This window comes from Streptomyces sp. NPDC111802, from assembly GCF_055634335.1.
In genome coordinates this window covers 1-23045 of sequence record NZ_JBVKCZ010000032.1, presented here as the reverse complement: position 1 = coordinate 23045, position 23045 = coordinate 1, and the positions used below count along the sequence as shown (strand labels likewise).

Annotated in this window: 23 protein-coding genes; 12 read left to right on the top strand and 11 right to left on the bottom strand. The window is 68.0% G+C overall.

Annotation, left to right across the window (positions count from 1 at the left end):
• Positions 1 to 390: 390 nt before the first annotated feature.
• Positions 391 to 1869 (top strand): replicative DNA helicase, encoded by a 1479-nt coding sequence (gene dnaB / locus ACZ7NC_RS30455; protein WP_471492711.1) that lies wholly within the window; start codon positions 391 to 393, stop codon positions 1867 to 1869.
• A 106-nt stretch (positions 1870 to 1975) separates the two neighbouring features.
• On the opposite strand, the gene ACZ7NC_RS30450 is transcribed toward dnaB, so the two are convergent.
• A complete protein-coding gene (locus ACZ7NC_RS30450) occupies positions 1976 to 2542 on the bottom strand; it encodes a dihydrofolate reductase family protein (RefSeq protein WP_471492710.1) in 567 nt (188 codons plus the stop codon).
• 338 nt (positions 2543 to 2880) lie between these two features.
• Here ACZ7NC_RS30450 and ACZ7NC_RS30445 point away from each other — a divergent pair, with 338 nt between their 5' ends.
• On the top strand, positions 2881 to 4272 hold the full coding sequence (locus ACZ7NC_RS30445) for a serine hydrolase domain-containing protein (RefSeq protein ID WP_471492709.1): 1392 nt from the start codon (positions 2881 to 2883) through the stop codon (positions 4270 to 4272).
• A gap of 112 nt (positions 4273 to 4384) precedes the next feature.
• Here ACZ7NC_RS30445 and ACZ7NC_RS30440 read toward each other — a convergent pair whose 3' ends face one another.
• Positions 4385 to 4837 carry a GNAT family N-acetyltransferase gene (locus ACZ7NC_RS30440; RefSeq protein ID WP_471492708.1) on the bottom strand — a complete coding sequence of 151 codons (453 nt, stop codon included), beginning with the start codon at positions 4835 to 4837 and terminating at the stop codon, positions 4385 to 4387.
• A 9-nt stretch (positions 4838 to 4846) separates the two neighbouring features.
• Complete coding sequence (locus tag ACZ7NC_RS30435; RefSeq protein ID WP_471492707.1) at positions 4847 to 5305, bottom strand: MarR family winged helix-turn-helix transcriptional regulator; 459 nt, start codon at positions 5303 to 5305, stop codon at positions 4847 to 4849.
• A 141-nt stretch (positions 5306 to 5446) separates the two neighbouring features.
• On the opposite strand from ACZ7NC_RS30435, the gene ACZ7NC_RS30430 reads away from it, so the two are divergent.
• Together ACZ7NC_RS30430 and ACZ7NC_RS30425 are read left to right on the top strand one after the other, a co-directional pair.
• A complete protein-coding gene (locus ACZ7NC_RS30430) occupies positions 5447 to 6658 on the top strand; it encodes an MFS transporter (RefSeq protein ID WP_471492706.1) in 1212 nt (403 codons plus the stop codon).
• Between the two features lie 116 nt (positions 6659 to 6774).
• A complete protein-coding gene (locus ACZ7NC_RS30425; protein WP_471492705.1) occupies positions 6775 to 7197 on the top strand; it encodes a GlcG/HbpS family heme-binding protein in 423 nt (140 codons plus the stop codon).
• An 82-nt stretch (positions 7198 to 7279) separates the two neighbouring features.
• On the opposite strand, the gene ACZ7NC_RS30420 is transcribed toward ACZ7NC_RS30425, so the two are convergent.
• A complete protein-coding gene (locus ACZ7NC_RS30420) occupies positions 7280 to 8146 on the bottom strand; it encodes a GNAT family N-acetyltransferase (RefSeq protein WP_471492704.1) in 867 nt (288 codons plus the stop codon).
• A 287-nt stretch (positions 8147 to 8433) separates the two neighbouring features.
• Here ACZ7NC_RS30420 and ACZ7NC_RS30415 point away from each other — a divergent pair, with 287 nt between their 5' ends.
• Positions 8434 to 9066 carry an HAD family hydrolase gene (locus tag ACZ7NC_RS30415; protein ID WP_471492703.1) on the top strand — a complete coding sequence of 211 codons (633 nt, stop codon included), beginning with the start codon at positions 8434 to 8436 and terminating at the stop codon, positions 9064 to 9066.
• Positions 9067 to 9480: 414 nt separating this feature from the next.
• Positions 9481 to 11172 carry a globin domain-containing protein gene (locus ACZ7NC_RS30410; RefSeq protein WP_471492702.1) on the top strand — a complete coding sequence of 564 codons (1692 nt, stop codon included), beginning with the start codon at positions 9481 to 9483 and terminating at the stop codon, positions 11170 to 11172.
• A 31-nt stretch (positions 11173 to 11203) separates the two neighbouring features.
• On the opposite strand, the gene ACZ7NC_RS30405 is transcribed toward ACZ7NC_RS30410, so the two are convergent.
• The 5 genes from ACZ7NC_RS30405 to ACZ7NC_RS30385 all read right to left on the bottom strand — a co-directional run bounded on the left by ACZ7NC_RS30405 (position 11204) and on the right by ACZ7NC_RS30385 (position 14930).
• A complete protein-coding gene (locus tag ACZ7NC_RS30405; RefSeq protein ID WP_471492701.1) occupies positions 11204 to 11686 on the bottom strand; it encodes an NUDIX domain-containing protein in 483 nt (160 codons plus the stop codon).
• A gap of 88 nt (positions 11687 to 11774) precedes the next feature.
• The gene (locus ACZ7NC_RS30400) at positions 11775 to 12680 is read right to left on the bottom strand and encodes a LysR family transcriptional regulator (RefSeq protein WP_471492700.1); all 906 of its coding nucleotides are present in this window, start codon (positions 12678 to 12680) and stop codon (positions 11775 to 11777) included.
• 231 nt (positions 12681 to 12911) lie between these two features.
• Complete coding sequence (locus tag ACZ7NC_RS30395; protein WP_471492699.1) at positions 12912 to 14057, bottom strand: cystathionine gamma-lyase; 1146 nt, start codon at positions 14055 to 14057, stop codon at positions 12912 to 12914.
• On the bottom strand, positions 14054 to 14545 hold the full coding sequence (locus tag ACZ7NC_RS30390) for a low molecular weight protein-tyrosine-phosphatase (protein WP_471492698.1): 492 nt from the start codon (positions 14543 to 14545) through the stop codon (positions 14054 to 14056). The genes ACZ7NC_RS30395 and ACZ7NC_RS30390 overlap by 4 nt, the downstream gene beginning before the upstream one ends.
• A gap of 7 nt (positions 14546 to 14552) precedes the next feature.
• Complete coding sequence (locus ACZ7NC_RS30385; protein ID WP_471492697.1) at positions 14553 to 14930, bottom strand: phage holin family protein; 378 nt, start codon at positions 14928 to 14930, stop codon at positions 14553 to 14555.
• Between the two features lie 60 nt (positions 14931 to 14990).
• Here ACZ7NC_RS30385 and ACZ7NC_RS30380 point away from each other — a divergent pair, with 60 nt between their 5' ends.
• From ACZ7NC_RS30380 to ACZ7NC_RS30365, 4 genes are all read left to right on the top strand, one after another.
• Positions 14991 to 15308 carry a cupin domain-containing protein gene (locus ACZ7NC_RS30380; protein ID WP_471492696.1) on the top strand — a complete coding sequence of 106 codons (318 nt, stop codon included), beginning with the start codon at positions 14991 to 14993 and terminating at the stop codon, positions 15306 to 15308.
• Between the two features lie 160 nt (positions 15309 to 15468).
• Entirely contained in the window at positions 15469 to 15681 is a 213-nt protein-coding gene (locus ACZ7NC_RS30375) for a DUF5326 family protein (protein WP_030957557.1), read from the top strand.
• Between the two features lie 342 nt (positions 15682 to 16023).
• Positions 16024 to 16737: an IclR family transcriptional regulator gene (locus ACZ7NC_RS30370; RefSeq protein ID WP_471492790.1), complete on the top strand. Its 714-nt coding sequence runs from the start codon at positions 16024 to 16026 to the stop codon at positions 16735 to 16737.
• A 97-nt stretch (positions 16738 to 16834) separates the two neighbouring features.
• Complete coding sequence (locus ACZ7NC_RS30365; RefSeq protein ID WP_471492695.1) at positions 16835 to 17272, top strand: SsgA family sporulation/cell division regulator; 438 nt, start codon at positions 16835 to 16837, stop codon at positions 17270 to 17272.
• Positions 17273 to 17551: 279 nt separating this feature from the next.
• Here ACZ7NC_RS30365 and ACZ7NC_RS30360 read toward each other — a convergent pair whose 3' ends face one another.
• On the bottom strand, positions 17552 to 19150 hold the full coding sequence (locus ACZ7NC_RS30360) for a YibE/F family protein (RefSeq protein ID WP_471492694.1): 1599 nt from the start codon (positions 19148 to 19150) through the stop codon (positions 17552 to 17554).
• A gap of 517 nt (positions 19151 to 19667) precedes the next feature.
• On the opposite strand from ACZ7NC_RS30360, the gene thiC reads away from it, so the two are divergent.
• Positions 19668 to 21467: a phosphomethylpyrimidine synthase ThiC gene (gene thiC, locus ACZ7NC_RS30355; RefSeq protein ID WP_471492693.1), complete on the top strand. Its 1800-nt coding sequence runs from the start codon at positions 19668 to 19670 to the stop codon at positions 21465 to 21467.
• Positions 21468 to 21824: 357 nt separating this feature from the next.
• Here thiC and ACZ7NC_RS30350 read toward each other — a convergent pair whose 3' ends face one another.
• On the bottom strand, positions 21825 to 22196 hold the full coding sequence (locus ACZ7NC_RS30350) for an STAS domain-containing protein (protein WP_471492692.1): 372 nt from the start codon (positions 22194 to 22196) through the stop codon (positions 21825 to 21827).
• A gap of 296 nt (positions 22197 to 22492) precedes the next feature.
• Between ACZ7NC_RS30350 and ACZ7NC_RS30345 the strand changes: the two genes are divergently transcribed.
• A partial coding sequence (locus ACZ7NC_RS30345; RefSeq protein WP_471492691.1) for a chemotaxis protein CheB occupies positions 22493 to 23045 on the top strand: 553 nt, incomplete at its 3' end.

Here is a 23045-nt window from a genome sequence, read left to right as displayed (position 1 = left end):
TGTGTGCTTTCGCGCACCGTTCGAAGCGATCTTGGTCCGACTGGGGAAGTTTTTCTTCTGCACAGCCGGTGGATGGCAAAGAGGCTGGTCAGAGAGGCTTTCAGGGAATCCTTAGGAGCTTGTTCACAGGGCTGTCCACCGGGTCGTGCACAGGTTTTGCTGAGTTCTCCACAGCATCCGGGCCGTCGTCCACATGGCCTGTGGATAACCAGATTGGCTGACGGTGCCCGCGGGCCTACCGTGGTCCGGCGCCCGCTCCGTTCGTCGGCCGTGAAAGCGTCACAAAACCGACGTGGCAGAACCGGAGTTGGGCCTCTTATTTGTCAGTGGCGTGCCGTAGAACTGAGGGGCACGGCGAGGTCCGCTCGGCGGACGTGAGGAGGTGGCTCGGTGAGTATTTCCGAGCCCTTGGACGACCCGTGGGCCGACAGCGGCCCCAGCGATCGTCTGCCCGCCTCCCGCCGCCGTGGTGATGGTGGCCGAGGGCGGGACGAGCAGCATGATCGCGGCCGGGACAGCGGCGAGTGGGAGGGCAGTGGCTCGGCCTTCGAGCGGGTCCCGCCGCAGGACCTCGACGCCGAGCAGTCCGTCCTCGGCGGCATGCTTCTGTCCAAGGACGCCATCGCCGACGTGGTCGAGGTCCTCAAGGGCCACGACTTCTACAAACCCGCGCACGAGACGATCTTCCAGGCGATCCTCGACGTCTATGCCAAGGGTGAGCCGGCCGACCCGATCACCATCGCCGCCGAGCTCACCAAGCGCGGCGAGATCAACAAGGTCGGCGGCGCCTCCTATCTGCACACCCTGGTCCAGACGGTGCCGACGGCGGCGAACGCCGAGTACTACGCGGAGATCGTGCACGAGCGGGCCGTGCTGCGCCGCCTGGTCGAGGCCGGTACCCGCATCACACAGATGGGATACGCGGCCGACGACGACGTCGACGAGATCGTCAACCGCGCGCAGGCCGAGATCTACGCGGTCACCGAGCAGCGCACCAGCGAGGACTATCTGCCGCTCGGCGACATCATGGAGGGCGCGCTCGACGAGATCGAGGCGATCGGCTCCCGTAGTGGGGAGATGACCGGCGTACCCACAGGATTCACAGACTTCGACTCGCTCACCAACGGTCTGCACCCGGGCCAGATGATCGTCATCGCCGCGCGACCCGCCATGGGTAAGTCGACCCTCGCGCTGGACTTCGCCAGAGCCGCGTCGATCAAGAACAATCTGCCGAGCGTCATCTTCTCCCTGGAAATGGGCCGCAACGAGATCGCGATGCGTCTGCTGTCCGCCGAGGCCCGCGTCGCCCTGCACCACATGCGCTCGGGCACGATGACCGACGAGGACTGGACGCGACTGGCCCGCCGGATGCCGGACGTCTCGGCTGCCCCGCTCTACATCGACGACTCCCCGAACCTGTCGATGATGGAGATCCGCGCCAAGTGCCGCCGCCTGAAGCAGCGCAACGACCTCAAGCTCGTCGTCATCGACTACCTCCAGCTGATGCAGTCCGGCGGGTCCAAGCGCGCCGAGAGCCGTCAGCAGGAGGTCTCGGACATGTCCCGTAATCTCAAGCTGCTCGCCAAGGAGCTGGAGCTCCCGGTCATCGCGCTCTCCCAGCTGAACCGTGGCCCCGAGCAGCGTACGGACAAGAAACCGATGGTCTCCGACCTGCGTGAATCGGGCTCCATCGAGCAGGATGCCGACATGGTCATCCTGTTGCACCGCGAGGACGCCTACGAGAAGGAGTCGCCCCGCGCCGGTGAGGCGGACCTGATCGTGGCCAAGCACCGTAACGGTCCGACGGCGACGATCACGGTCGCCTTCCAGGGCCACTACTCGCGGTTCGTGGACATGGCGCAGACCTGATCAGCCGCCCTGTGGGGTCTCGCGGCTGATGTCGTAATCTCACGGGCCGTGTCGTACCGACGTCGTATACGACATCACCGTGAGGCTAGCGCGTGGGTGCTGCTGCTCAGCGCCTCGTCTCGTACCTGGTCAGGACCACGCCGCCGGGAAACGTCCGCCTCTCCACCAGGTTCAGGTTCACCCAGCTGTCCAGCGCGGTGAAGAACGGCGTGCCGCTGCCCACCAGGACCGGATGGGTGGCGATCGCGTACTCGTCGATCAGCCCGGCGCGCATGGCCGCCCCGGCGAGCGTTGCGCCGCCGATGTTCATGGGGCCGCCGTCCTCGGCCTTGAGCCGGGTGATCTCGGCGATCGCGTCGCCGGTGACCAGACGGGTGTTCCAGTCGACCTTGTCGATCGTCGAGGAGAACACCACCTTCGGCGTGTCCCGCCAGTTCCGCGCGAACTCGATCTCCGCCGGGGTGGCGTTGGGCTGCTGGTCGCCGGTTGGCCAGTAGGAGCTCATCGTCTCCCACAGCTTGCGCCCATACAGCGACAGGCCACTCGCCTGCTCGTGGTCGAGCCACCACTGGAACAGCTCGTCGCTCGGCGGTCCGCTCCAGCCGATGTCGTCGCCGGCCGCGGTGATGTAGCCATCCAGGGTCAGATTCATGCCGTAGATCAGTTTCCGCATGGCGCAGCCTTCCGTCCGTGGGTGTCCGGCGTACAGACCAGCACGGCGCGGGAAACTCGTCGGTGCGCGATCTGGGCTCGCCGGTAGTCCTCGTGCTCGGGGCTCAGCGTGGTGTACTCGGCCGACTCGGGCAAGCCGCCTGATCTCGACCTCGCCCTCGCGAGGAAATGCCGTGGATTTGAGACTGATCATGGGTGACAAGGCCGTGAGACAGCCAAGAACGCCCAGGTCACGCAAGATCGACATGTCACGAGCGGCGAGACCCTACAGCCGCGTCGGCGGCCGTGGCGGCGGCTATCCGCTCGACTACCGAGTGGTCACCGGGATGGACTGTGGGCATGACGACATCTCAGGATGAGCTGCTGCCCGCCACGCGCCGCGCGCTGCTGCACCGCATCGCCGTGGCCCAGGCCGAAGGGCGCGCGCCTTCACTGGTGGCCGCGGTCGTGCGTGACGGCCGGGCGGTGTGGCACGGCTCGCGTACCTCGGTGGACGGGCACGGACCGGACGAGAATGTGCAGTACCGCATCGGCTCGATCACCAAGACCTTCACCGCCGTCCTCGTCCTGCGACTGCGCGACGAGGGCTTGCTCGCTCTCGGCGATCCGCTGGAGAAGCATCTGCCGGGCACTGGGGCGGGGGAGGCCACCATCGCCGAACTGCTCGCGCATACCAGTGGGCTGGCGGCCGAGTCACCCGGGCCGTGGTGGGAGCGGACCTCCGGAGCCCTGCGGCCCGAGCTGTCCGACGTCCTGGGCGAACAGCCCTTCCTGCATCCGTCCGGCCGCCGGTTCCACTACTCCAATCCGGGCTACACGTTGCTGGGCGCGCTGGTCGAGAGGCTGCGGGGGGCTCCATGGGAGGACGTACTCCGGCGTGAAGTGCTCGAACCCCTGGGGCTGAACCGCACGAGTACGCGACCGGAGGCCCCGCACGCTGGAGGGTGGGCGGTGCATCCCTGGGCCGATGTGATGCTTCCCGAACCGGTCGAGGACCTAGGTCGTATGGCACCGGCTGGTCAACTCTGGTCGACTACAGCTGACTTGGCGCGGTTCGCGGCCTTCCTGATCCGGGGCGACGACAGTGTGCTGAGTGCCGAGTCGTTGCGGGAGATGAGGACGCCGACGGCTCCGCAGGAGGCTGCGGACGTGACGAGCGGCTATGCCTACTGTCTGGGCCTGGAGATCCGGCATCAGGACGGCAGGACGCTGCTCGGACACACCGGGTCCTTGCCGGGCTTCCTCGCCTGCCTTGCCCTGAGCGTGGAGGACGATCTGGCCGCAGTCGTCCTGGCCAACTGCACCTCCGGCCCACTGCTGTTCACGGTTGCCGCCGACCTCGTCCGCATCGTCGCCGAGGCCGAGCCGCGGATGCCCGAGCCATGGCGCCCGATGGCGGACGTCGACGCAGCGGTTCTGGAGCTGGCCGGGCATTGGTACTGGGGAACGCACGCCTTCGCGCTGCGGTTGTCGGCCGACGGCCTGGTCTCCCTGGAGCCGCTGTCCGGCAAGGGCCGTCGCTCACGGTTCCGTTCCAACGGTGACGGCACCTGGACGGGGCTGGAGGGCTATTACGCGGGCGAGCTCCTGAGGGCCGTACGACGGCCGGACGGGACCTTGGACCATCTGGACCTCGGGTCCTTCGTGTTCACGCGTCAGCCGTACGACGAGGGGGCTGCCGTGCCGGGTGGGGTGGATCCCGACGGGTGGCGGGGGATCAGCTCGTCCTGACCGTCCGCAGGGGGGAGAGCTCGGAGGAAGCGTCATTCTGGCGAAGCCGAGGTACGGCGAAGCGGAGGTTTGGCTAAGCGCCTGTTTCACGTGAAACAGGCGCTTCGGCGTTTCACAGCTCGAGCTTGAAGCCCACGTGCGAGGCCGTGAAGCCAAGCCGCTCATAGAAGCGGCGGGCGTCCGTACGGCTCTTGTCGGAGGTCAGCTGCACCAACTGGCAGTCCAGACGTCGGGATTCATCTATCGCCCACTCGATGAGCAGAGTGCCCAGACCACTGCCGCGCCCGTCGGCGTGGATGCGTACGCTCTCGATGATCGACCTGGTGGCGCCGCGCCGGGAGAGCCCGGGAATGACTGTGAGCTGGAGCGTGCCGATGACGCGGCCCTCACGGACAGCGACGACCATGTGCTGGTTCGGGTCGCTGTTGAGCCGCTCGAACGCCGCGAAGTAAGGGGTCAGGTCGTCCAGTGACTCACGCTGGGCGCCCAGCGGATCGTCGGCGAGCATGCCGACGATCGCGGGGATGTCATCGGCGACAGCGGGGCGTATCTCAAGATCTCCCATGCCCGCACCTTATGCGGGCGCCGGAAGCGACTCCACGACCCGCACGAGGGGGACGAGCTCGGGGGTTCTCGTGGCCTCGTCCAGGGCTTCGCGCAGGGCTCTGTCATTGGTCGGCCGGGCCTCTTCCAGGAGTTGGAGGCCGGCTTCGGTGACGTCGGTGTAGATGCCGCGGCGGTCGGTGGGGCAGAGGTAGCGCGAAAGCAGTCCGCGGTCCTCCAGGCGGGTCACGAGCCTGGTGGTGGCGCTCTGGCTGAGGATGACGGCGTCGGCGACCTGCTTCATCTGGAGGTGGCCGCCTTCGCCGTTGTGCTGGCGGCTGAGGACGTCGAGCAGGGAGTACTCGCGCACGCTCAGGTCGTGCTTGGACTGCAGGGCGCGCTCGATGTGCGTCTCGATCCTGCCGTGCAGCAGAGATAGGGCGCACCAGCCCTGGGCGAGGGCCGTGAGTGCGGGGTCCGTCGCTGTCATGGGGTTTCCTCCGTCCGGAGCGGCTGAAGGCAGGGTTGAGCAGGGCCCGCAATACCTGCGCTTGCAAGTATGCCGCGTCTGCAAGTATTGTCTTCGAACGTAAAGCGCTCCTGCAATCTTCCTGGAAGGTGCTACCCCTCCATGCCTCTCGCGCTTCTGGCCCTCGCGATCGGGGCCTTCGGAATCGGAACGACTGAGTTCGTGATCATGGGCTTGCTGCCTGAGGTCGCGAGTGACTTCGGGGTCTCCATCCCCACCGCGGGCTTCCTGGTGACCGGCTACGCGCTCGGCGTGGTCCTCGGCGCTCCGCTCATGACCGTGCTCGGCACCAAGGTCTCCCGCAAGCGGATGCTGATGCTGCTGATGGGACTCTTCATCGCCGGCAACCTGCTTTCGGCCCTCGCCCCCGCCTTCGCCGTCATGCTGATCGGCCGTGTGATCGCCTCGCTCGCCCACGGTGCCTTCTTCGGCATCGGCTCCGTCGTCGCGGCCGAACTGGTCGCCCCGGACAAGAAGGCCGGCGCCATCGCGATGATGTTCACCGGCCTGACCGTGGCCAATGTCGTCGGCGTCCCGCTGGGCACGTTCGTCGGGCAGTCCGCGGGCTGGCGGGTCACCTTCGGCATCGTCGCCGCCCTCGGCGTCGTCGGCCTGATCGGCATCGCCAAGCTCGTCCCCGACCTGCCCAAGCCGCAGGGCGTACGGCTGCGTCATGAGCTGGCGGCGTTCAAGAACGCCCAGGTCCTACTCGCCATGGCGATGACGGTCCTCGGCTTCGGCGGTGTCTTCGCGGCCATCACCTACATCGCGCCGATGATGACCCACGTCGCCGGCTTCGCCGACGGATCCGTCACCTGGCTGCTGGTCCTCTTCGGGCTCGGCATGGTCGGAGGCAATCTGATCGGCGGCAAGTACGCCGACCGCGCGCTGATGCCCTTGCTGTACGTCTCCCTGGGTGCCCTCGCTGTCGTGCTCGCGCTCTTCACTCTCACGGCGCAGAACAAGGTCCTGGCGGCCGTCACCATCGCGCTGATCGGCGCACTGGGCTTCGCCACGGTCCCGCCGCTCCAGAAGCGCGTACTCGACCAGGCACACGGCGCCCCGACGCTGGCCTCGGCCGTGAACATCGGCGCCTTCAACCTCGGCAATGCCCTCTCTGCCTGGCTGGGCGGCCTCGTCATCGCCGCCGGCTTCGGCTACACCTCCCCGAACTGGGTCGGCGCCGCCCTCGCCGCGGCCGCACTGCTGCTCGCGATCCTCTCGGCCGCACTGGAGCGCCGTGACGGAGCGGCCTCGAGCACCGTCGTCACGGGCGCCACGGCAGCCGAGCACCGAGCCGTCGCACACCACTGAGTCGACGCGTGTGCGGGGTCAGGGCCGCCCCCGCATATCCGGCTCTATATCCGGCTCCGTGACTGTCCACCTCAGCAGTGCACCGCTCCACCCAGCACCAACCGCAAGGAGAACCCATGAGCACCGTCACCGCGTTCGCCCCCCTGAGGACCCAGGAGGCCGACGTCCTCGTCGCCGCCGCGCACCGTGCGGCCGAGGAGGCCGGCGTGACCGTCAGTGTCACGGTCCTCGATGCAGGAGGCCATCTGCTCGCCTTCCGACGGAACGACCGTGCCGTGCTGATCTCCGGTGAGACCAGCACCCGCAAGGCCTACACGGCACTTCAGCTCGACGCCCCGACCGCTGACCTCGTCGACGCGGTACAGCCCGGCGGGCTCTTCCACACCCTGCCCACGGCGCTCGATCGACCGCTGTTGTTCATCGCGGGCGGTGTGCCGATCCACCGGGACGGTCGGCTGATCGGTGCGATCGGTGTCGGCGGCGGCGCGCCGGAGCAGGACCACGGGTTCGCGACGGCCGCGATCGAGGCGCTCGCCTGACGGCACGTCCGTATCGACGAAACGCCGGTTCCCGATGGGGACCGGTGTTTCCCATGAGTGCCTCGGCCCGAGGTGGGGTGCCTCAGCCCGCCGCCACCGTCAGCGGAGCGAAGCGCCGGGTCCAGTCGCCGGGCAGCTCCGAGATGCCGTACGTCATGACCGAGTTGAAGGCGAGGAATGTCAGACCGTGCTCCTTCGCCCAGTCCAGCAGCTCCTCATGGCGTACGTCGATGTCCGTGCGCAACGGGCGGTCGGTGTGGGCGGCGAGGGAGGCGATGAGCGCCTTCGCGGTCTCGGTGTCGCGGGCGATCAGCGGACCCACAACCTGTGTGTCCATGTTGGGCCAGGCGCCCGCGTAACCGATGATCCGGCCGTTCTCCTCGGCGACGCGAAGCTGGTCGGCGAAAGCGGGCAACCGCGTGATGATGTGCGTGCGATCGGCGCCGAACACTTCCCCGTCGAGCCGCACGAGCGCACTGAGGTCCTCGGCGGTGGCCGCACGTGTGGCCACCGAAGGCGCCGAGGCGTCGGGCATGAAGTGCCCGCAGAGCATCTCCGCCCGTCCGATGACCTTGAAGCCGAGCTCCTCGTAGAGCGGTTGGCCGTACGGCGTCGCGTGCAGCGTCATCGGTGTCGTGCCCATCGAGTCGACGATGTGACGCATCAGCCGACGTCCGACGCCCTGGCGGGCGTGCCGCTCGGAGACCAGGACCATGCCGATGGCGCCCAACCCGGGGCGCTCTTGTGGTCCGTACTCCGTGACGACGCAGGCGCTGACGAGCCCGCCGTCGGGGTCGTCGATGCCGTAGCCCTTCCCGGCTGTGAGGAGGAACCCCCACTTGTGCTCCTCACGGGGCCAACCCCGATCCTCGGACAAGTCGGCGCAGGCGGTGAGGTCGCGAAGCGTCAGACGGCGGATGGGCAGAGCGGCGAGGGAAGGAGTCGGCACGCAGGTCAGGCTGTCTGACGACTGCCCTGATCGTCCACCTGTTTCCGGGGAGACGTACGAGCTTTTGGCCATGTGATGGTCCACCGCACAGCGTCTCGGTAGACGCTGGGTGTTTCACGTGAAACATGGGCGAACGGCCAGCAACCATGAAGGGCTTTCCACGATTGTTCGTGGCGACGGGCGTGGCCGGTCGCAATGCTTCAGACCTCCACCCACGGGAGCGAGAGATCTCCAGTCAGGGGATGGAGCGCACACGCCACTAACCCACGCCACTAACCTCACGCCCTATGGCGAGACTTCACCTCTTCGATCTGGACGGCACGCTCCTGCATGGCACATCCGCGCCCGTGGAGATCTCACGACAGCTCGGGCTGGAGGAAGAGACCGTCGCGCTCGACCGGGATATCTCAGCAGGGCTGATCGGCCCACCTGAGTACGCGCAGCGGGTACACGCGCTCTGGGCCGATCTCACCGAGGCTCATGTGGCGGCCGCCTTCGAGGCCGCTCCTTGGCTGACTCGGATCCGTGAAGTCTGGGCGGAGATCAGGGGACAGGGCGACTACTGCGCCGTCGTCTCGCTCTCGCCCTCCTTCTTCGTGGAGCGTCTGACGGGCTGGGGCGCGCATGCGGTGTACGGTTCCCTCTTTCCGTCTGTGCCGTTCACCGAGCCCGTCGATCCGGCGGGAGTGCTCAGCGCCGAGGCCAAGGTCCGCATCGCCGACCGGCTCTGCGCGGAGTTCGGGGTGACACGGGGCGAATGCGTCGCCTATGGCGACTCGCTGTCGGACAAGGACCTGTTCGGTGCCGTCCCGGTATCCGTCGCGGTCAATGCGGACCGTCATCTGGCCGGGCTCGCGACGCACACTTACATGGGGATGGATCTGTGGGAAGCCTATGAATTGGTGCGCAGCGGCCGGTAATTGAAGGAAGCGGCCTTCATCCCCTCGTCCATTTCGTGAGCGAGCAAGGGGGGACTTGTGATCGGGGCGCCGGCCGGTATGGTCGACTCCGGTTCGTTTCCGAGCTGTGATGCGGACTCCCGGCTCGGACCGAACGCAGGGCAAGGCAGCCTAATGGGACGGAGAGATCGAAGACCCGCATTCTCGGTTATGAAGCCCGGGCGCGGACGCGCGGTGGGAAGGTGCGGTGAGGGTACTGCGGTCAATGTCACACTCTCGCCTTACTTGTCCGTACCGGGTGTGAATACGGGTTGAATGTGGCCGTATTGGATCGCGGCAACGAACGGGGAATGTAAGCCGTCGCGGGGGAAGCAGGCACCTTCCGATCGAGGAAGTGCGCAGACCGACCGAAAGATGTTCGAGGCGAGGCACACCATGGACGCTCCGACCACCACGTCGGCCGACAACGGCACTTCCGGCGGCGGGGGCGGCTGGTTCACGCCGCGCAAGCAGCCGGCGACGACTCCGGGCAGCGAACAGGAGGCGGCCGAGGGCAGGCGCCTGGCCGCGATGCGCCCGGTGGGCCGGACGGCACCGGCCGATGAGGCGGCCCCGCCGGCCCAGGACAGCGCCTCAGGCCCCGACGATGCGCACCGTGTGAGCGACGGAACGGTGGATCCGCAACGAGGGGCGCGGGCCCCGATGTCGAGCCACGAACAGGCCCCGACACCGACCCCGCAGCCGGCCCCGGCACCGCTTCCTGAAGCGTTCGCGATATCGACCCAGGAACCGCCCACCTCGGGTCACATACCGCCCACGCACTCGACGTTCGCCTCCGCCCCCTCCCCGGCCCCACACCAGGCACCGGCCGCCGCCCAGGCCACGTCACCACGGCCCCATCCATCGGGCTCCACGCCCTTCACACCGTCTGCAACACTCGCGCCGCCGACTTCCCTGGCACCGCCCGCCCCGCAGCTGCATGTCCCGACCCAGCGCCCCGCCCCGGCCCAACCCGCGTCCCCTGACGCGGTTCTGGTCCGCCGGACGATGTCCGAGGTCGCCCCCGTGGCCGACAAGGTCACGTCGTACTTCTACGCGCTGCTCTTCGTGCGCCACCCCGACCTGCGGGCCCTGTTCCCGGCCGCGATGGACACCCAGCGCGATCGGCTGCTCAAGGCCCTGCTCACCGCTGCCGAGCACATCGACAACACGCCGGTCCTGGTGGACTACCTGCAGAACCTGGGCCGCGGTCACCGCAAGTACGGCACCCGGCCCGAGCACTACCCGGCCGTCGGCGAGTGCCTCATCGGCGCGCTGAGCAAGTACGCCGCCGGCGTCTGGGACGGGGAGACGGAGGCCGCCTGGGTCCGGACGTACAGGACGATCTCGCAGGTCATGATCGACGCCGCGGCGGCGGACGAACTACGCGCCCCCGCCTGGTGGTACGCGGAGGTCGTGGCGCACGACCTCAGAACCTCGGACATCGCCGTCGTCACGGTCCGCCCCGACCAGCCCTATCCCTTCGTCGCCGGGCAGTACACAAGCCTGGAGACACCCTGGTGGCCCAGGATCTGGCGGCACTACTCCTTCGCCTCGGCGCCCCGCACCGACGGCCTGCTGACGTTCCATGTGAAGGCCGTGCCCGCCGGCTGGGTCTCCAACGCTCTGGTGCACCGCGCCCGGCCGGGAGACATCATCCGGCTCGGCCCGCCGACCGGTTCGATGACCGTGAACCACACCACCGACAGCGGTCTGCTCTGCCTGGGCGGAGGCACTGGCATAGCGCCCATCAAGGCGCTGGTTGAGGATGTCGCCGAGCACGGCGAGCGGCGATCGGTCGAGGTGTTCTACGGCGCCCGCACCGACCAGGACCTGTACGACATCGACACGATGCTCAGGCTCCAGCAGTCCCACCCCTGGCTGAAGGTCCGCCCGGTGGTGGACCGGAATGGACTGCTCCAACTTCCCGAAGCCATACGCCAGTACGGGCCCTGGACCGAGTGCGACGCCTTCGTCTCCGGACCGCCCGGCATGATCCGCAGCGGTGTCGACGTACTGAGAGACCTCGGTGTCCCGACCGAGCGCATACGCCATGACTCGGTGGAGGAGCTCGTCGCCGCGAACTGACGTACGCCGACGGTCAGGTCGCCGTCGGATATCAGCCCAGGTCGGGCGCGTGCATGGCGCGGACGCCCTCGATGTTGCCGTCAAGGTAGTGCCGCAGCGACAGCGGCACCAGATGGACGGAGGCGATCCCGACCCGGGTGAACGGCACCCGCACGATCTCGTACTCGCCGACGGGCTCATCCACCTCGGGGCCGTGCCGCAAGGACGTGTCCATGGACCCCAGCCGGCAGACGAAGAAGTGCTGCACCTTCACGCCGGTCGCTCCGCCGTCCTCGCCGATGTGCTCGACAGTGTCGACGAAGCAGGGCACCACATCGGTGATCTTGGCGCCGAGCTCTTCATAGACCTCGCGGTGCAGGGCGTCGACGACGGTCGAGTCCGTCGGCTCGACCCCGCCACCGGGCGTGAGCCAGTAGGGATCCATGCCGGGCTTGGTGCGCTTGATCAGGATCAGATCGTCGCCGTCCAGCAGAACGGCGCGTGCGGTGCGCTTGACCACGGGTCGGACGGTCATGGGAGAAATGTGGCCCGGCTGGTTCCACGTGAAACATCGCAAGACGTCACCGGTTGAGCTCGTTGCGTGAGGCCGCCGAAAGTCCTGCTCAGGCCCAGTCGGCAGCCGCTCGCAGCAGCCACTCGTGGGCCCGCGCGATGTGCGGCATCGCCAGCGTTCCGGTGCGGACCACCAGGAAGTACGTCCGCAGCGGCGGCACCGGCGGATCGTGCAGGGCGACGACCTCGCCGCGCTCCAACGCGTCCGCGCACAGATAACGGGGCAGCACCGCAAGCCCGGCACCCGCGACCGTACATGCGAGAACCGCGCGCAGGTCGGGGACGATCACGGTGCCCGGGGCGGCGGGGCGGGAGTCGTAGACCGAAGCCCAGTAACGGGAGACGAAGGGGAGGGACTCATGCACCTCCACCACCGGGACGTCCTCCAGCGCGTGCGCTCCCTTGTGGCGCAGCTGCCCCGCCCCGATGCGGTCCACCCGGCTGGGAGCCGCGACGAGCACGTGCTCCTCGTCGCAGAGCGGAGTCGCCGTGAGCAGTGCGCCGCGCGGACGGGCCGTACCGATGGCCAGATCATGATGTCCGGCGGCCAGCCCTTCCAGGGTCTCCTCGGCGTTCCCGAAGGACGCGCGCAGTGCGAAGCCCTGGCCGTCCTCGCCGGTCAGCTCGGTGAGCGCGGGCAGCGCGCGCTCGGCGGTGAACTCAGGAGGGCCGGCGAGGTGCAGGGTCCGTAGCGAGGATTCGTCGTCGATTCCCGTCTCGGCGATCTCCACCAGGGCGTCGAGATGCGGTGCGGCCTTGTGGGCGAGTTCGTCGCCCATGGTCGTCGGTGTCACCCCGCGGGCCTGCCGTAGGAAGAGGGGGCGGCCCAACTGCCTTTCCAGGGTGCGGATCTGTGAGGTCACGGCTGGCTGCGACAGTCCGAGCAGCGCGGCGGCGCGGGTGAAGGAGCCGGCCCGGTGCACGGTCACAAAGGTGCGCAACAAGGCCAGATCCATGCCACACCCTCCCCTTCCTCGCCCTTCTCATCACCCCCAGGGCAGGGCCCAACTATAAATAAGTCGATAGGTCGCTGTCGCTACTGTGATTGGACACTGACAGGGAGTCAACTAGCCTTGTTCGCGCGGTTCTTCGCGCGCAGAACCGAGGGCGGTCCGAGCCACGAGGGGGGAGGTTCGGACCGCCCGTTCCATGTATCCGGACGACGGCGGCCGCGGGGCCGGACCCGGTCACCGGGCCGATTCATCCAGCGCGTTCAGCACATCCGCCACCAGATCCTCCGGATCCTCGGCGCCGACCGACATACGAACGAAGCCCTCCGGTACGGCATCGCCTCCCCAGCGTCCGCGACGCTCCGCCGTGGACCGGACTCCGCCGAAGCTGGTCGCGTCGTCGACCAGCCGCAGGGCGTCCAGGAAGCGCTCGGCACGCGCGCGCGTGGGCAGCGTGAAGGACACCACGCACCCATAGCGCCGCATCTGCTGCGAGGCGATCTTGTGCGAGGGGTCGCCCGGGAGCCCCGGGTAGCGCACCGCGAGTTCCTCGGGCCAGTCCCGCAGCGCCTCGGCGACCGCCAGGGCATTGGCGTTCTGCCGCTCCACGCGCAGGTGGAGCGTGGCGATGGACCGGTGGGCGAGCCAGGCCTCCATTGGCCCGGGAATCGCTCCGACGATCTTGCGCCAACGCCGTACGGCCGCCATGGCCTCGGCGTCGCGGCCGGTGACGTATCCCAGCAGCACATCGCCATGTCCGGTCAGTTGCTTGGTGCCGCTGGCCACGGAGAAGTCGGCGCCGAGCTCCAGCGGGCGCTGCCCGAGCGGCGTGGCGAGCGTGTTGTCGACGGCGACGAGCGCGCCACGCGCGTGTGCCTCCGAGACGAGCCGCCGGATGTCGCACACGTCGAGGCCGGGGTTGGACGGGGTCTCGATCCACAGCAGCTTCGCGCCGTCCAGGACGCCGAGCTGCGCGTCCCCGCCGGTCGGCGCGGTCCGCACCTCGATGCCGTACGCCTCCAACTGCGCGCGTGCCAGGGGCAGCGCCTGGTAGCCGTCGCTGGGCAGGACGACCGCGTCCCCCGCCCGTAGCTGGGAGAAGAGCACCGACGACGTGGCGGCCATGCCCGAGGCGAAGACCAGCGTCTCGACGCCGTCCTCCCCCGGCGCCTCCAGCTCGCCGATGGCGCGCTCGAGGTGGGTCCAGGTCGGGTTCTCGTCCCGGCCGTAGGTGTACGGCCCCGTCGGCTCGCCCGGCAGATGGAAGTGGGCGGCGAACACGGGGCCCGGCAGGGTCGGTTCGTACTTGACCGGCTCGGGCAGGCCGGCCCGCACCGCGCGCGTGCCGTCCCCGCCGAGCCCCTGTGCCTCCGCACCGCTCATGCCGCCTGTCCCTCCACTTGTTCGCGGACCGCCGCAAGGAGCCCCGTGCTCGCCGCCTCGACCATCTCCAGGCAGCCCTCGAAGCCGTCCCGGCTGCCGTAGTACGGGTCCGGCACATCGAGGTCCTCGCCCGCGGAGGGGTCGTAGGAACGCAGCAGGCGCACCTTCGCCGCGTCCTCCGGCGAGGGAGCGAGGCGGCGCAGCGCCTTGAGGTGGCCGGAGTCGAGGGCGATGACGAGGTCGAGGCGGTCGAACCAGGACGGCTGGAACTGCCGGGCGGTGTGGCCGCTGCCGTAGCCGTGCTCCTCCAGGACGGAGATGGTGCGCGGATCGGCCGGGTCGCCCTCGTGCCACCCGCCGGTGCCGGCGCTGTCGACCTCGACCAGGCCGTCCAGCCCGACTTCCTCGACGCGGGCGCGGAAGACGGACTCGGCCATCGGCGAGCGGCAGATGTTGCCGGTGCAGACGAAGCAGACGCGGTAGGTCATCGGATGCTCAGTCCCCGTCGGGCAGGGCGAGGTTGAGCGCCCAGGAGACGATGGAGATGATCAGGCCGCCGAGCACGGCGGTCCAGAAGCCCTCGACATGGAAGCTCACGTCGATCTTGTCGGCGAGCCATGAGGTCAGCAGCAGCATCAGCGCGTTGACGATCAGGGTGAACAGGCCGAGCGTCAGGATGAGCAGCGGAAGGCTGAGGAGCTTCACGATCGGCTTGACGAGGAAGTTCACCAAACCGAAGATCAGCGCGACGACTATGAGGGTGCCGATCTTCTTGCCCGTGCTGTCACCGGTGAGGGTGATCTTGTCGAGCAGCCAGACGGCGACCGCCAGGGCGCCTGCGTTGGCGATCGTCTTGACTACGAAATTCTTCATGTGTCTGATCGTGGCAGACGAGATCGGCCATGAGCACTGGGACGAGGGCGAACATCAGCGATGAAGGCATTCCGGCTTGACGAACTGGAGGCGGAGCGCGCCGCCAATGAGGGTGCCTACCTGCAGTTTCTGCGGGAACGGAACATGTCTGTCGGTCTGTACGCGCTCAATGCGGGAGGTCATGATCCACAGAAACCGCACAACCAGGACGAGGTCTACTTCGTCGTGAGCGGCCGGGCCCAGATCACCGTCGGCATGGAGACCACGCATGTGGCGCGCGGCAGCGTGGTGTACGTCCCGGCCGGAGTCGCCCACAAGTTCCACCACATCAGCGAGGATCTGCGGGTGCTCGTGGTGTTCTCTCCGCCCGAGAGCTGACCCTTGGCCTCAGGGTTCCCTAGGGGATCGATCAGGGGAGGACAAGGGCTGCGAGGGCCCCGCCGGGGCACCTGCCGGTCCTAGCATCGAGTGCAGGGAATCAGCAGATTCGAGAATCAGGACCCGGCACAGGACGGGCGGAGAGGCAAGGACGAGGGCGATGCGTGAGATCTTCGCGGGACTGCCGTGGTGGGTGAAGTGGATCGCGGTGCCGGTCATCGCTCTGGTCGTGTTCGGGGGGCTGATAGCCAGTGTGGTCGGGTTCGTGATCGGACTGCTCTTCAAGTTGCTGGTCTTCGTGGCACTGGTCGGTGGACTGATCTACGTCGTACGGAAGTTCATGTCGAGCTCTTCGTCACGCAGCGACTGGTGAGGGCCGTGGGGACCGGTGGGCGGTAACAGGAATCACCGGTTCCCTCGGGCGAGGGAAGTTTCCCGGACCGGGCGTCCGCGAGCGGTGGCGGGCCAATAGAGTCCGAAAATCGACGCGGGGACCGACCCCGCGAGCGGCGTACCCCCACCCGTGTTCCCCAGCACGGACCGCCCCCTCGCGCTTCGGGAGTGACCCTTGGCCACGGTTGAGACCGCATCCTCACAACCCCACGCACTCCCGGGTCGGCCCCGCACCGCCGTACCTCAGGTACCGCGGCAGGCCTCCCGGGAATCCTCCGAGCAGTCCAACTCCGCGACGCTCATCGGCTCCGTCCAGCGCGCGATGCGCCTGCTGGAATGCGTCGCCGAGCATGAGTACGGCGCCCCCGCCAAACAACTCGCCCGCGAGACGGGCCTCGCCCTGCCTACCGCGTACCACCTCCTGCGCACGCTGGTGCACGAGGGCTATCTGCGCCGCGACAGAGGGCTGTTCTTCATCGGGGAGGCTGCCGTGCGGCTGAGCAGCAGCGGAGCCGAGCAGAAACGTCGCAGCACGGTCGCCGACGCGCTCGCCCAATGCCGCGATGCCATTGGGGTTCCCGTGTACTACTCCCAGTACCGCGAGGGCGAGATCGAGGTCATGTGCGTCTCGGACACCCCCGGAAATCCGGCGGTCGAGGAATGGGCCGACTTCCGTGAGACCGGCCATGCGCACGCCATCGGTCAGTGCCTGCTGTCCCAGCTGGACGAGGACGCCCGGCGCGACCACCTCGAGCGCCATCCCGTGCAGGCCATCACCCCGTACACGGTCCGGGACAGCCGCGCGCTGCTCCGCCGTCTGGAGCGGATTCGTCGAATGGAGCCGGTGACCGAGCGTCAGGAGTACGCGCTGGGCACGGTGTGCGCGGCGATCCCGATCACGGTGGGCACCACGGCCGCGACGATGGCCATTTCCATGCCCGTCGAACAGGCCGATCGGCTGCTGTCGGCGGCACGTCAGCTGCAGGAGGAGATCGGGCGACTTCTGGGGTCACTGGCGATCTCTATCAGTATCTGAAAACTCACTCCTTGTGATCTCTCGTGTACGTTCAGCAAGATTCCTCCAGGCTCGGGATCCGGTCCCGGCCAGTCGAAGGCAAACGACGGGGTAGGCGATGCGCGAGTCCGTACAGGCAGAGGTCATGATGAGCTTTCTCGTCTCCGAGGAGCTGTCCTTCCGCATCCCGGTGGAGCTGCGCTACGAGACCTGTGATCCCTACGCGGTACGGCTGACCTTTCACTTGCCCGGTGACGCCCCGGTGACCTGGGCCTTCGGCCGTGAGTTGCTGGTCGATGGGGTGGGCCGGCCGTGCGGGGAGGGAGATGTACGGGTCTCACCGGCGGGTGCCGAGACACTGGGCGACGTCCTGATCCGGCTTCAGGTCGGTGTGGACCAGGCGCTGTTCCGCTCCTCCGTGGCGCCGCTGGTGGCCTTCCTCGACCGCACCGACAAGCTGGTGCCCCTCGGGCAGGAGGACACGCTCGCCGACTTCGACGCCCACCTCGACGAGGCCCTGGATCGCATCCTGGCGGAGGAGCAGAGCGCCGGGTGAGGCGTCATGTCAGCAAGAGCGGCGTGGCGTAACGCTTCAGCGGGTGCGCAAGGGGCGCGTGGGGGCGCTTCCGCCCCGCCGAGTGTGGTTCACGCTCCGCCGGACGGGCGGAGTCGGCGGCACCGGGTCGGGCGGCCTTCAGCCGGCCGCTCTGCTGTCAGCGCCGGACCGTCACCGCACTCTGCGGTCACCGCATCTGCCGCCATGACCGCATCCGACGTCACCGCCTCTGGCGTAACCGCATCCGCCGTGACCGCTTCCGCGTCACCGCTGACGTTCTCACCGCTTGCGCCGTCGTCCGTGCCCGCCGCGACCCGGAGCCGGCTGCGCGCCCGCCGTGGCCGGCTGGGTGCCCGTTGGCACCGCCGCCCCCTTCTCCGGCCGGTCGGCCGAGACCACCAGGGCCGCCAGGGCCGTGGTCACCGGAACCGACGCGACCAGTCCGATGGAGCCGACCAGCGTGCGCACGATCTCCTCCGCGACCAGTTCACTGTTGGCGACCGTGCCGACGCCGCTCTGCGCGATCGAGAAGAGCAGCAACAGCGGCAGCGCGGCGCCGGCGTAGGCGAGGACGAGCGTGTTGACGACGGACGCGATGTGGTCGCGGCCGATGCGGATGCCGGCCCGGTACAGCCCGCGCCAGCCCATCGTCGGGTTGGCCTCGTGCAGCTCCCAGACCGCGGACGTCTGGGTGACAGTCACGTCGTCGAGGACACCGAGCGAACCGATGATGATGCCGGCGAGCAGCAACCCGCTCATGTCGATCGACGGATACAGCCCGTGGATGAGGCCGGTGTTGTCGTCGGTGTTGCCGGTGAGCGCGGCCCAGTCGATGAACACCGAGCCGAGGACGCCGATCAGCAGCAGCGAGATCAGCGTGCCGAGCACCGCGACCGACGTACGGGCCGAGAGGCCGTGGCAGAGATAGAGGGCGGTCAGCATGATGGCGCTCGACCCCACCACCGCCACGATCAGCGGGTTCGAGCCCTGGAGGATCGCGGGCAGGATGAAGAAGTTGAGCACCAGGAAGCTGATGGCCAGCGAGATCAGTGCCATGACACCTCGCAGCCGCCCGACGACCACGACGGCGAGTGCGAAGATGCCGGCGAGCACGGCCAACGGCACGCGCCGGTTCACATCGGTGACCGAGTACTGGAGATCCTTGGGCGCGGAGGGCTCGTAGGCGACCACGACCTCCTGGCCCTCGTGCAACTGCCGGGACTGGTCGGGCTGGACAATCTCCGTGAACGTACGGCCCTGGTCCTTGCCGGTGTCGACCCGGATGGTCGCCTTCTTGCAGGTGCCGCGCTCCTGCTGCACCGCGGAGGAACCCTCGGCGGTGGAGGTGTCGCCGGTCGGTGGCACTCCCGAGCTGCCCGCGTCCTTGCAGTTCAGCTCGACCACCTTGGTGACCGTGGCCTGCTGTGTCTGCCGGTCGAAGCCGACCCCGGTGCGCTCGTGCCCCGGGGCACCGCCCGGCCACAGCACCACGAGCCCCACCATCACCGCCGCCGCGAACGGGATCAGAACCGCCGCGATGACCTTGCGCAGATGTCGGGAGACGGGGGCCGCCGGACCGTGGGCGTGACTGTGTGAGTGCCCATGCCCATGCCCATGCCCGTCACCGTCGCCACCGCCCCGTGGCCCGCCGGATCCGGATCCGTGACCATGGCCACTACCGGCATCGTGACCGTCCCGGTCACTCGGACCGGGTCCCTGCCCCGCCGAGCCGCCGGAGCCGGGACCACAGCCGTGCGGGCCAGGTTCGCCGGAACCATAGCTGTGCGGCCCAGGTTCGCCGGGACCATAGCTGTGCGGGCCACGGTCGCCGGGACCACGCTCGTACCCCCCGCCGGCTCCGCCTCGCTGCTCCGGCATCCCTTCGGAGCCGGGGCCGGGTCCGGGTCGGCTGCCGTGCTCGTGCCAGCCGCCGTTTCCAGCCGCCCGATCGCCTTGGCCGCCCACGGAACCACGGCCGTATCCGCCGTCGTATCTGCCTCCGGGAACACCTGAACCCCGGCCGTCTGTACGGCCGTTGCCCCGCGAGGGACCGTTCCCGGGACCGCTTCGGGGGCCGCTTCCGGCGCCCGAGCCGCGGGGTGGCTCGGGGGGTGGGTACGGAGGTCCATGCTTCGTGGTCACCGACCGATCATCGCAAGAACGACCGGGGCCCTCTGTTCACCGCGCCCGAATTGACGCTAGCGTGGAGCCACCTTTGTACACGCGGGAGCTCGGAGCACCGGGCTGAGAGGGCGCTGACCTCCGTCCCAGCGATGTTTCACATGAAACATCACCCATCGCGAGTGATGTTTCACACGAAACGTCGGCAGACGGATACCGCTGCGTCGACCGCCGAACCTGTTACCGGGTAATGCCGGCGTAGGGAGTAGGTCTCATGACCATCAAGGACGCGCGCACGCCTGCCTCCGTTCAGGACGAGAAGTCCCAGGAGGCCGGGAAGTCCATCGGCTGGCACAAGGCGTATGTCGAGGGCTCACGCCCCGATCTGCGGGTGCCGGTCCGCCAGGTGCACCTCACCAACGGGCAGTCGGTCACGCTGTACGACACATCGGGCCCGTACACCGATCCACTCACCGAGACCGACGTCCGCCGTGGGCTTCCCCCGCTGCGGGAGAACTGGATCATCGCCCGCGGCGACACCGAGGACTACGCGGGCCGTCCCGTCCGTCCCGAGGACGACGGGATCAAGCACACCTCGCCGCGTGGCGGCCTGCGCAACCTCGACGCGGTCTTCCCCGGACGACCGCGCCAGCCGCGTCGCAGTCGTGACGGCCAGGCCGTCACACAGCTCGCCTATGCACGCCGCGGTGAGATCACACCCGAGATGGAGTTCGTGGCCATCCGGGAGAACGTTTCTCCCGAAGTGGTCCGCGAGGAGATCGCCGCCGGTAGGGCGGTACTCCCCGCCAACGTCAATCACCCGGAGATCGAGCCGATGATCATCGGCAAGCGGTTCCTGGTGAAGGTCAACGCCAACATCGGCAACTCCGCGGTCACCTCCTCCATCGAGGAGGAGGTCGAGAAGATGACCTGGGCGACCCGTTGGGGCGCCGACACGGTCATGGACCTGTCGACCGGCCGCAACATCCACACCACTCGCGAGTGGGTGCTGCGCAACTCCCCCGTCCCCATCGGCACGGTGCCGCTCTATCAGGCGCTGGAGAAGGTCGACGGCCGCGCCGAGGAGCTGACCTGGGAGATCTACAAGGACACGGTCATCGAACAGGCCGAGCAAGGCGTGGACTACATGACGGTCCACGCAGGCGTCCGCCTGCCGTTCGTACCGCTCACCGCGAACCGCAAGACCGGCATCGTCTCGCGCGGCGGATCGATCATGGCGGCATGGTGCCTGGCGCACCACAAGGAGTCGTTCCTGTACGAGAACTTCGAGGAACTCTGCGAGATCCTCGCCGCGTACGACGTCACGTACTCGCTGGGCGACGGCCTGCGGCCCGGCTCGATCGCGGACGCCAACGACGAGGCACAGTTCGCGGAGTTGAGGACGCTCGGGGAACTCAACACGATCGCCAAGCGTTTCAACGTACAGACCATGATCGAGGGCCCGGGCCATGTCCCGATGCACAAGATCAAGGAGAACATCGACCTTCAGCAGGAGATCTGCGATGAAGCTCCGTTCTATACGCTCGGCCCGCTGACCACGGACGTCGCGCCGGCGTACGACCACATCACCTCGGGTATCGGTGCCGCCATGATCGCCTGGTGGGGCACGGCCATGCTCTGCTACGTCACCCCCAAGGAGCACCTGGGCCTGCCCAACCGTGACGACGTCAAGACCGGCGTCATCACCTACAAGATCGCCGCCCATGCGGCCGACCTCGCCAAGGGGCACCCCGGTGCGCAGGAGTGGGACGACGCGCTGTCCGACGCCCGCTTCGAGTTCCGGTGGGAGGACCAGTTCAATCTCGCCCTGGACCCGGACACGGCACGGGAGTTCCATGACGAGACGCTTCCCGCCGAGCCGGCCAAGACGGCTCACTTCTGCTCGATGTGCGGGCCGAAGTTCTGCTCGATGAAGATCAGCAAAAACATCATTGAACGATTCGGCCCTGATGGGACTGTGACCAGCGACGAGGAGATCCGGGCGGGCATGATGGCCAAGTCCGCCGAGTTTGCCGCCCAGGGGAACCGCGTCTACTTGCCGATTGCGGACTGATCTGCCGACACCTGAGAAGTAGTGATGGTGGCGGCCATCGTCGAATGTGGGCGACGGCCGCCGGCGGATCGGCCTCACGGCCGGTCGGGGCGGTGTGGAAGTATGCTCCAACTTGAATACGGGGCGGGAGGACGAGGGCGGAGTCCGGTGATGTCCGCTACGGAAAGGGCTCCGGCCTCTTGACGAGTGTTTTTCGGACCCGGGGGCACGGGGTCGTTGATGGCCCGTTGCACAGGCCGATTCTCCTGCTCGATGAGCAGCATGTCTCCAGTGACAGCTCAGGGTGAACGGCGCCGAGAGTAAGAGCCTGATTCAGCCTTGGGTGGGCGAACACACCCCTCTGGCGGGGGTCCGCTCTCAGCACGCGGGTGTATGGCCGTCGAGTGCTTCGTCCAGTGTGGCTGTCAGGGCGAAGACTTGGCTGAGTCCGGTGATCTGGAGCATTTTGCGGATGACGGGGTGAGGGCAGACGAGAGTCAAATGTCCGCCTCGTTCCTCGATGCGCCGTCGTGCGCGGCACAGCAGCGTCAGTCCTGAGCAGTCGAGGAACTCGACCGGGCCGAGATCGATTACAAGCTCGGTTTTCGAGCCGCCTGTCGTCGCGTCCAACTGCGGGGTGATCCAGCGGGCGGCGGCGATGTCGATGTCACCGAGCAATTCGACGACCGTTCGTCCTGCCGTCGCATATATGCGAATGCGCTGGGTGGGAGGAGAGGGATTCCTGGACATGGCGGCATCACCGTGAGTTCAGGGGGCTGCCCGCTTGGGTTCCGAAGCGGGTGAAGACGGAGGTCCACAGCCACCGGGAGCACGGGTGACGCAACGGGACTCTAGGCCGATGCACACCCGCAGCAGGATGGAATCTCAAACAGAAACGCTTCACCCGAGAGAACATCCCTCCTTTAGGTGAATATCTTGAATATCCTTGACGATGGGCCCGCAGGTGCCAGTCAGGGGGTGGCCTGCGGCTGTGCCTGCTGCTTGCGCCTCTCCCCGGTCGGCCAAGGTTCGGCTAGGCTCAGGATGTGACGGTCGACAGGCCATCAGTGGATGACTACAACATCGTCGCCGTCGCGTCGTCCGCGGGCGGTGTCCAGGGGCTGAGTCTGCTGCTCGGGGGGCTGGGCCCCGATCTACGGGTGCCTGTGCTGGTCGTTCAGCACCTCGACCGGCGGCACCGGACCGTGCTCGCCGAGATCCTCGCCCGCCGTACCGAGCTCAGGGTGAAGCTTGCGGAGGCGGCGGAGTGTGCGCTGCCCGGCACCGTCTATATTGCCCCACCCGACCGGCACCTCGTGGTCGGCTCCGATGGTGTCCTGACCCTGACCAGTACTGAGCTTGTCCACTTCGTCCGTCCCTCCGCCGATCTCCTTTTTGAGTCGGTTGCCCGTGCCTACGGGGCGGCAGCGATCGCCTGTGTACTCACCGGGACCGGCCGGGACGGCGCCACGGGGGTCGAGGCCGTCAAGTCGCGCGGGGGCACGGTGATCGTGCAGGATCCGCAGAGCGCGGAGTTCCCGGGGATGCCGCAGGCGGCGGTGGACGCCGCAGGGGTGGACTTCGTGCTACCTCTTGAGA

Coding starts and splice junctions, on each gene's coding strand:
- ACZ7NC_RS30375 (WP_030957557.1), top strand. CDS start 15,469: ATGCGTGAGATCTTCGCGGGACTGCCGTGGTGGGTGAAGTGGATCGCG.
- ACZ7NC_RS30350 (WP_471492692.1), bottom strand. CDS start 22,196: ATGTCCAGGAATCCCTCTCCTCCCACCCAGCGCATTCGCATATATGCG.
- ACZ7NC_RS30445 (WP_471492709.1), top strand. CDS start 2,881: ATGACGACATCTCAGGATGAGCTGCTGCCCGCCACGCGCCGCGCGCTG.
- ACZ7NC_RS30405 (WP_471492701.1), bottom strand. CDS start 11,686: ATGACCGTCCGACCCGTGGTCAAGCGCACCGCACGCGCCGTTCTGCTG.
- ACZ7NC_RS30425 (WP_471492705.1), top strand. CDS start 6,775: ATGAGCACCGTCACCGCGTTCGCCCCCCTGAGGACCCAGGAGGCCGAC.
- ACZ7NC_RS30360 (WP_471492694.1), bottom strand. CDS start 19,150: ATGCCGGAGCAGCGAGGCGGAGCCGGCGGGGGGTACGAGCGTGGTCCC.
- ACZ7NC_RS30410 (WP_471492702.1), top strand. CDS start 9,481: ATGGACGCTCCGACCACCACGTCGGCCGACAACGGCACTTCCGGCGGC.
- ACZ7NC_RS30370 (WP_471492790.1), top strand. CDS start 16,024: ATGCGCCTGCTGGAATGCGTCGCCGAGCATGAGTACGGCGCCCCCGCC.
- ACZ7NC_RS30385 (WP_471492697.1), bottom strand. CDS start 14,930: ATGAAGAATTTCGTAGTCAAGACGATCGCCAACGCAGGCGCCCTGGCG.
- ACZ7NC_RS30430 (WP_471492706.1), top strand. CDS start 5,447: ATGCCTCTCGCGCTTCTGGCCCTCGCGATCGGGGCCTTCGGAATCGGA.
- ACZ7NC_RS30435 (WP_471492707.1), bottom strand. CDS start 5,305: ATGACAGCGACGGACCCCGCACTCACGGCCCTCGCCCAGGGCTGGTGC.
- ACZ7NC_RS30395 (WP_471492699.1), bottom strand. CDS start 14,057: ATGAGCGGTGCGGAGGCACAGGGGCTCGGCGGGGACGGCACGCGCGCG.
- ACZ7NC_RS30365 (WP_471492695.1), top strand. CDS start 16,835: ATGCGCGAGTCCGTACAGGCAGAGGTCATGATGAGCTTTCTCGTCTCC.
- ACZ7NC_RS30390 (WP_471492698.1), bottom strand. CDS start 14,545: ATGACCTACCGCGTCTGCTTCGTCTGCACCGGCAACATCTGCCGCTCG.
- ACZ7NC_RS30415 (WP_471492703.1), top strand. CDS start 8,434: ATGGCGAGACTTCACCTCTTCGATCTGGACGGCACGCTCCTGCATGGC.
- ACZ7NC_RS30380 (WP_471492696.1), top strand. CDS start 14,991: ATGAAGGCATTCCGGCTTGACGAACTGGAGGCGGAGCGCGCCGCCAAT.
- thiC (WP_471492693.1), top strand. CDS start 19,668: ATGACCATCAAGGACGCGCGCACGCCTGCCTCCGTTCAGGACGAGAAG.
- ACZ7NC_RS30440 (WP_471492708.1), bottom strand. CDS start 4,837: ATGGGAGATCTTGAGATACGCCCCGCTGTCGCCGATGACATCCCCGCG.
- ACZ7NC_RS30400 (WP_471492700.1), bottom strand. CDS start 12,680: ATGGATCTGGCCTTGTTGCGCACCTTTGTGACCGTGCACCGGGCCGGC.
- ACZ7NC_RS30450 (WP_471492710.1), bottom strand. CDS start 2,542: ATGCGGAAACTGATCTACGGCATGAATCTGACCCTGGATGGCTACATC.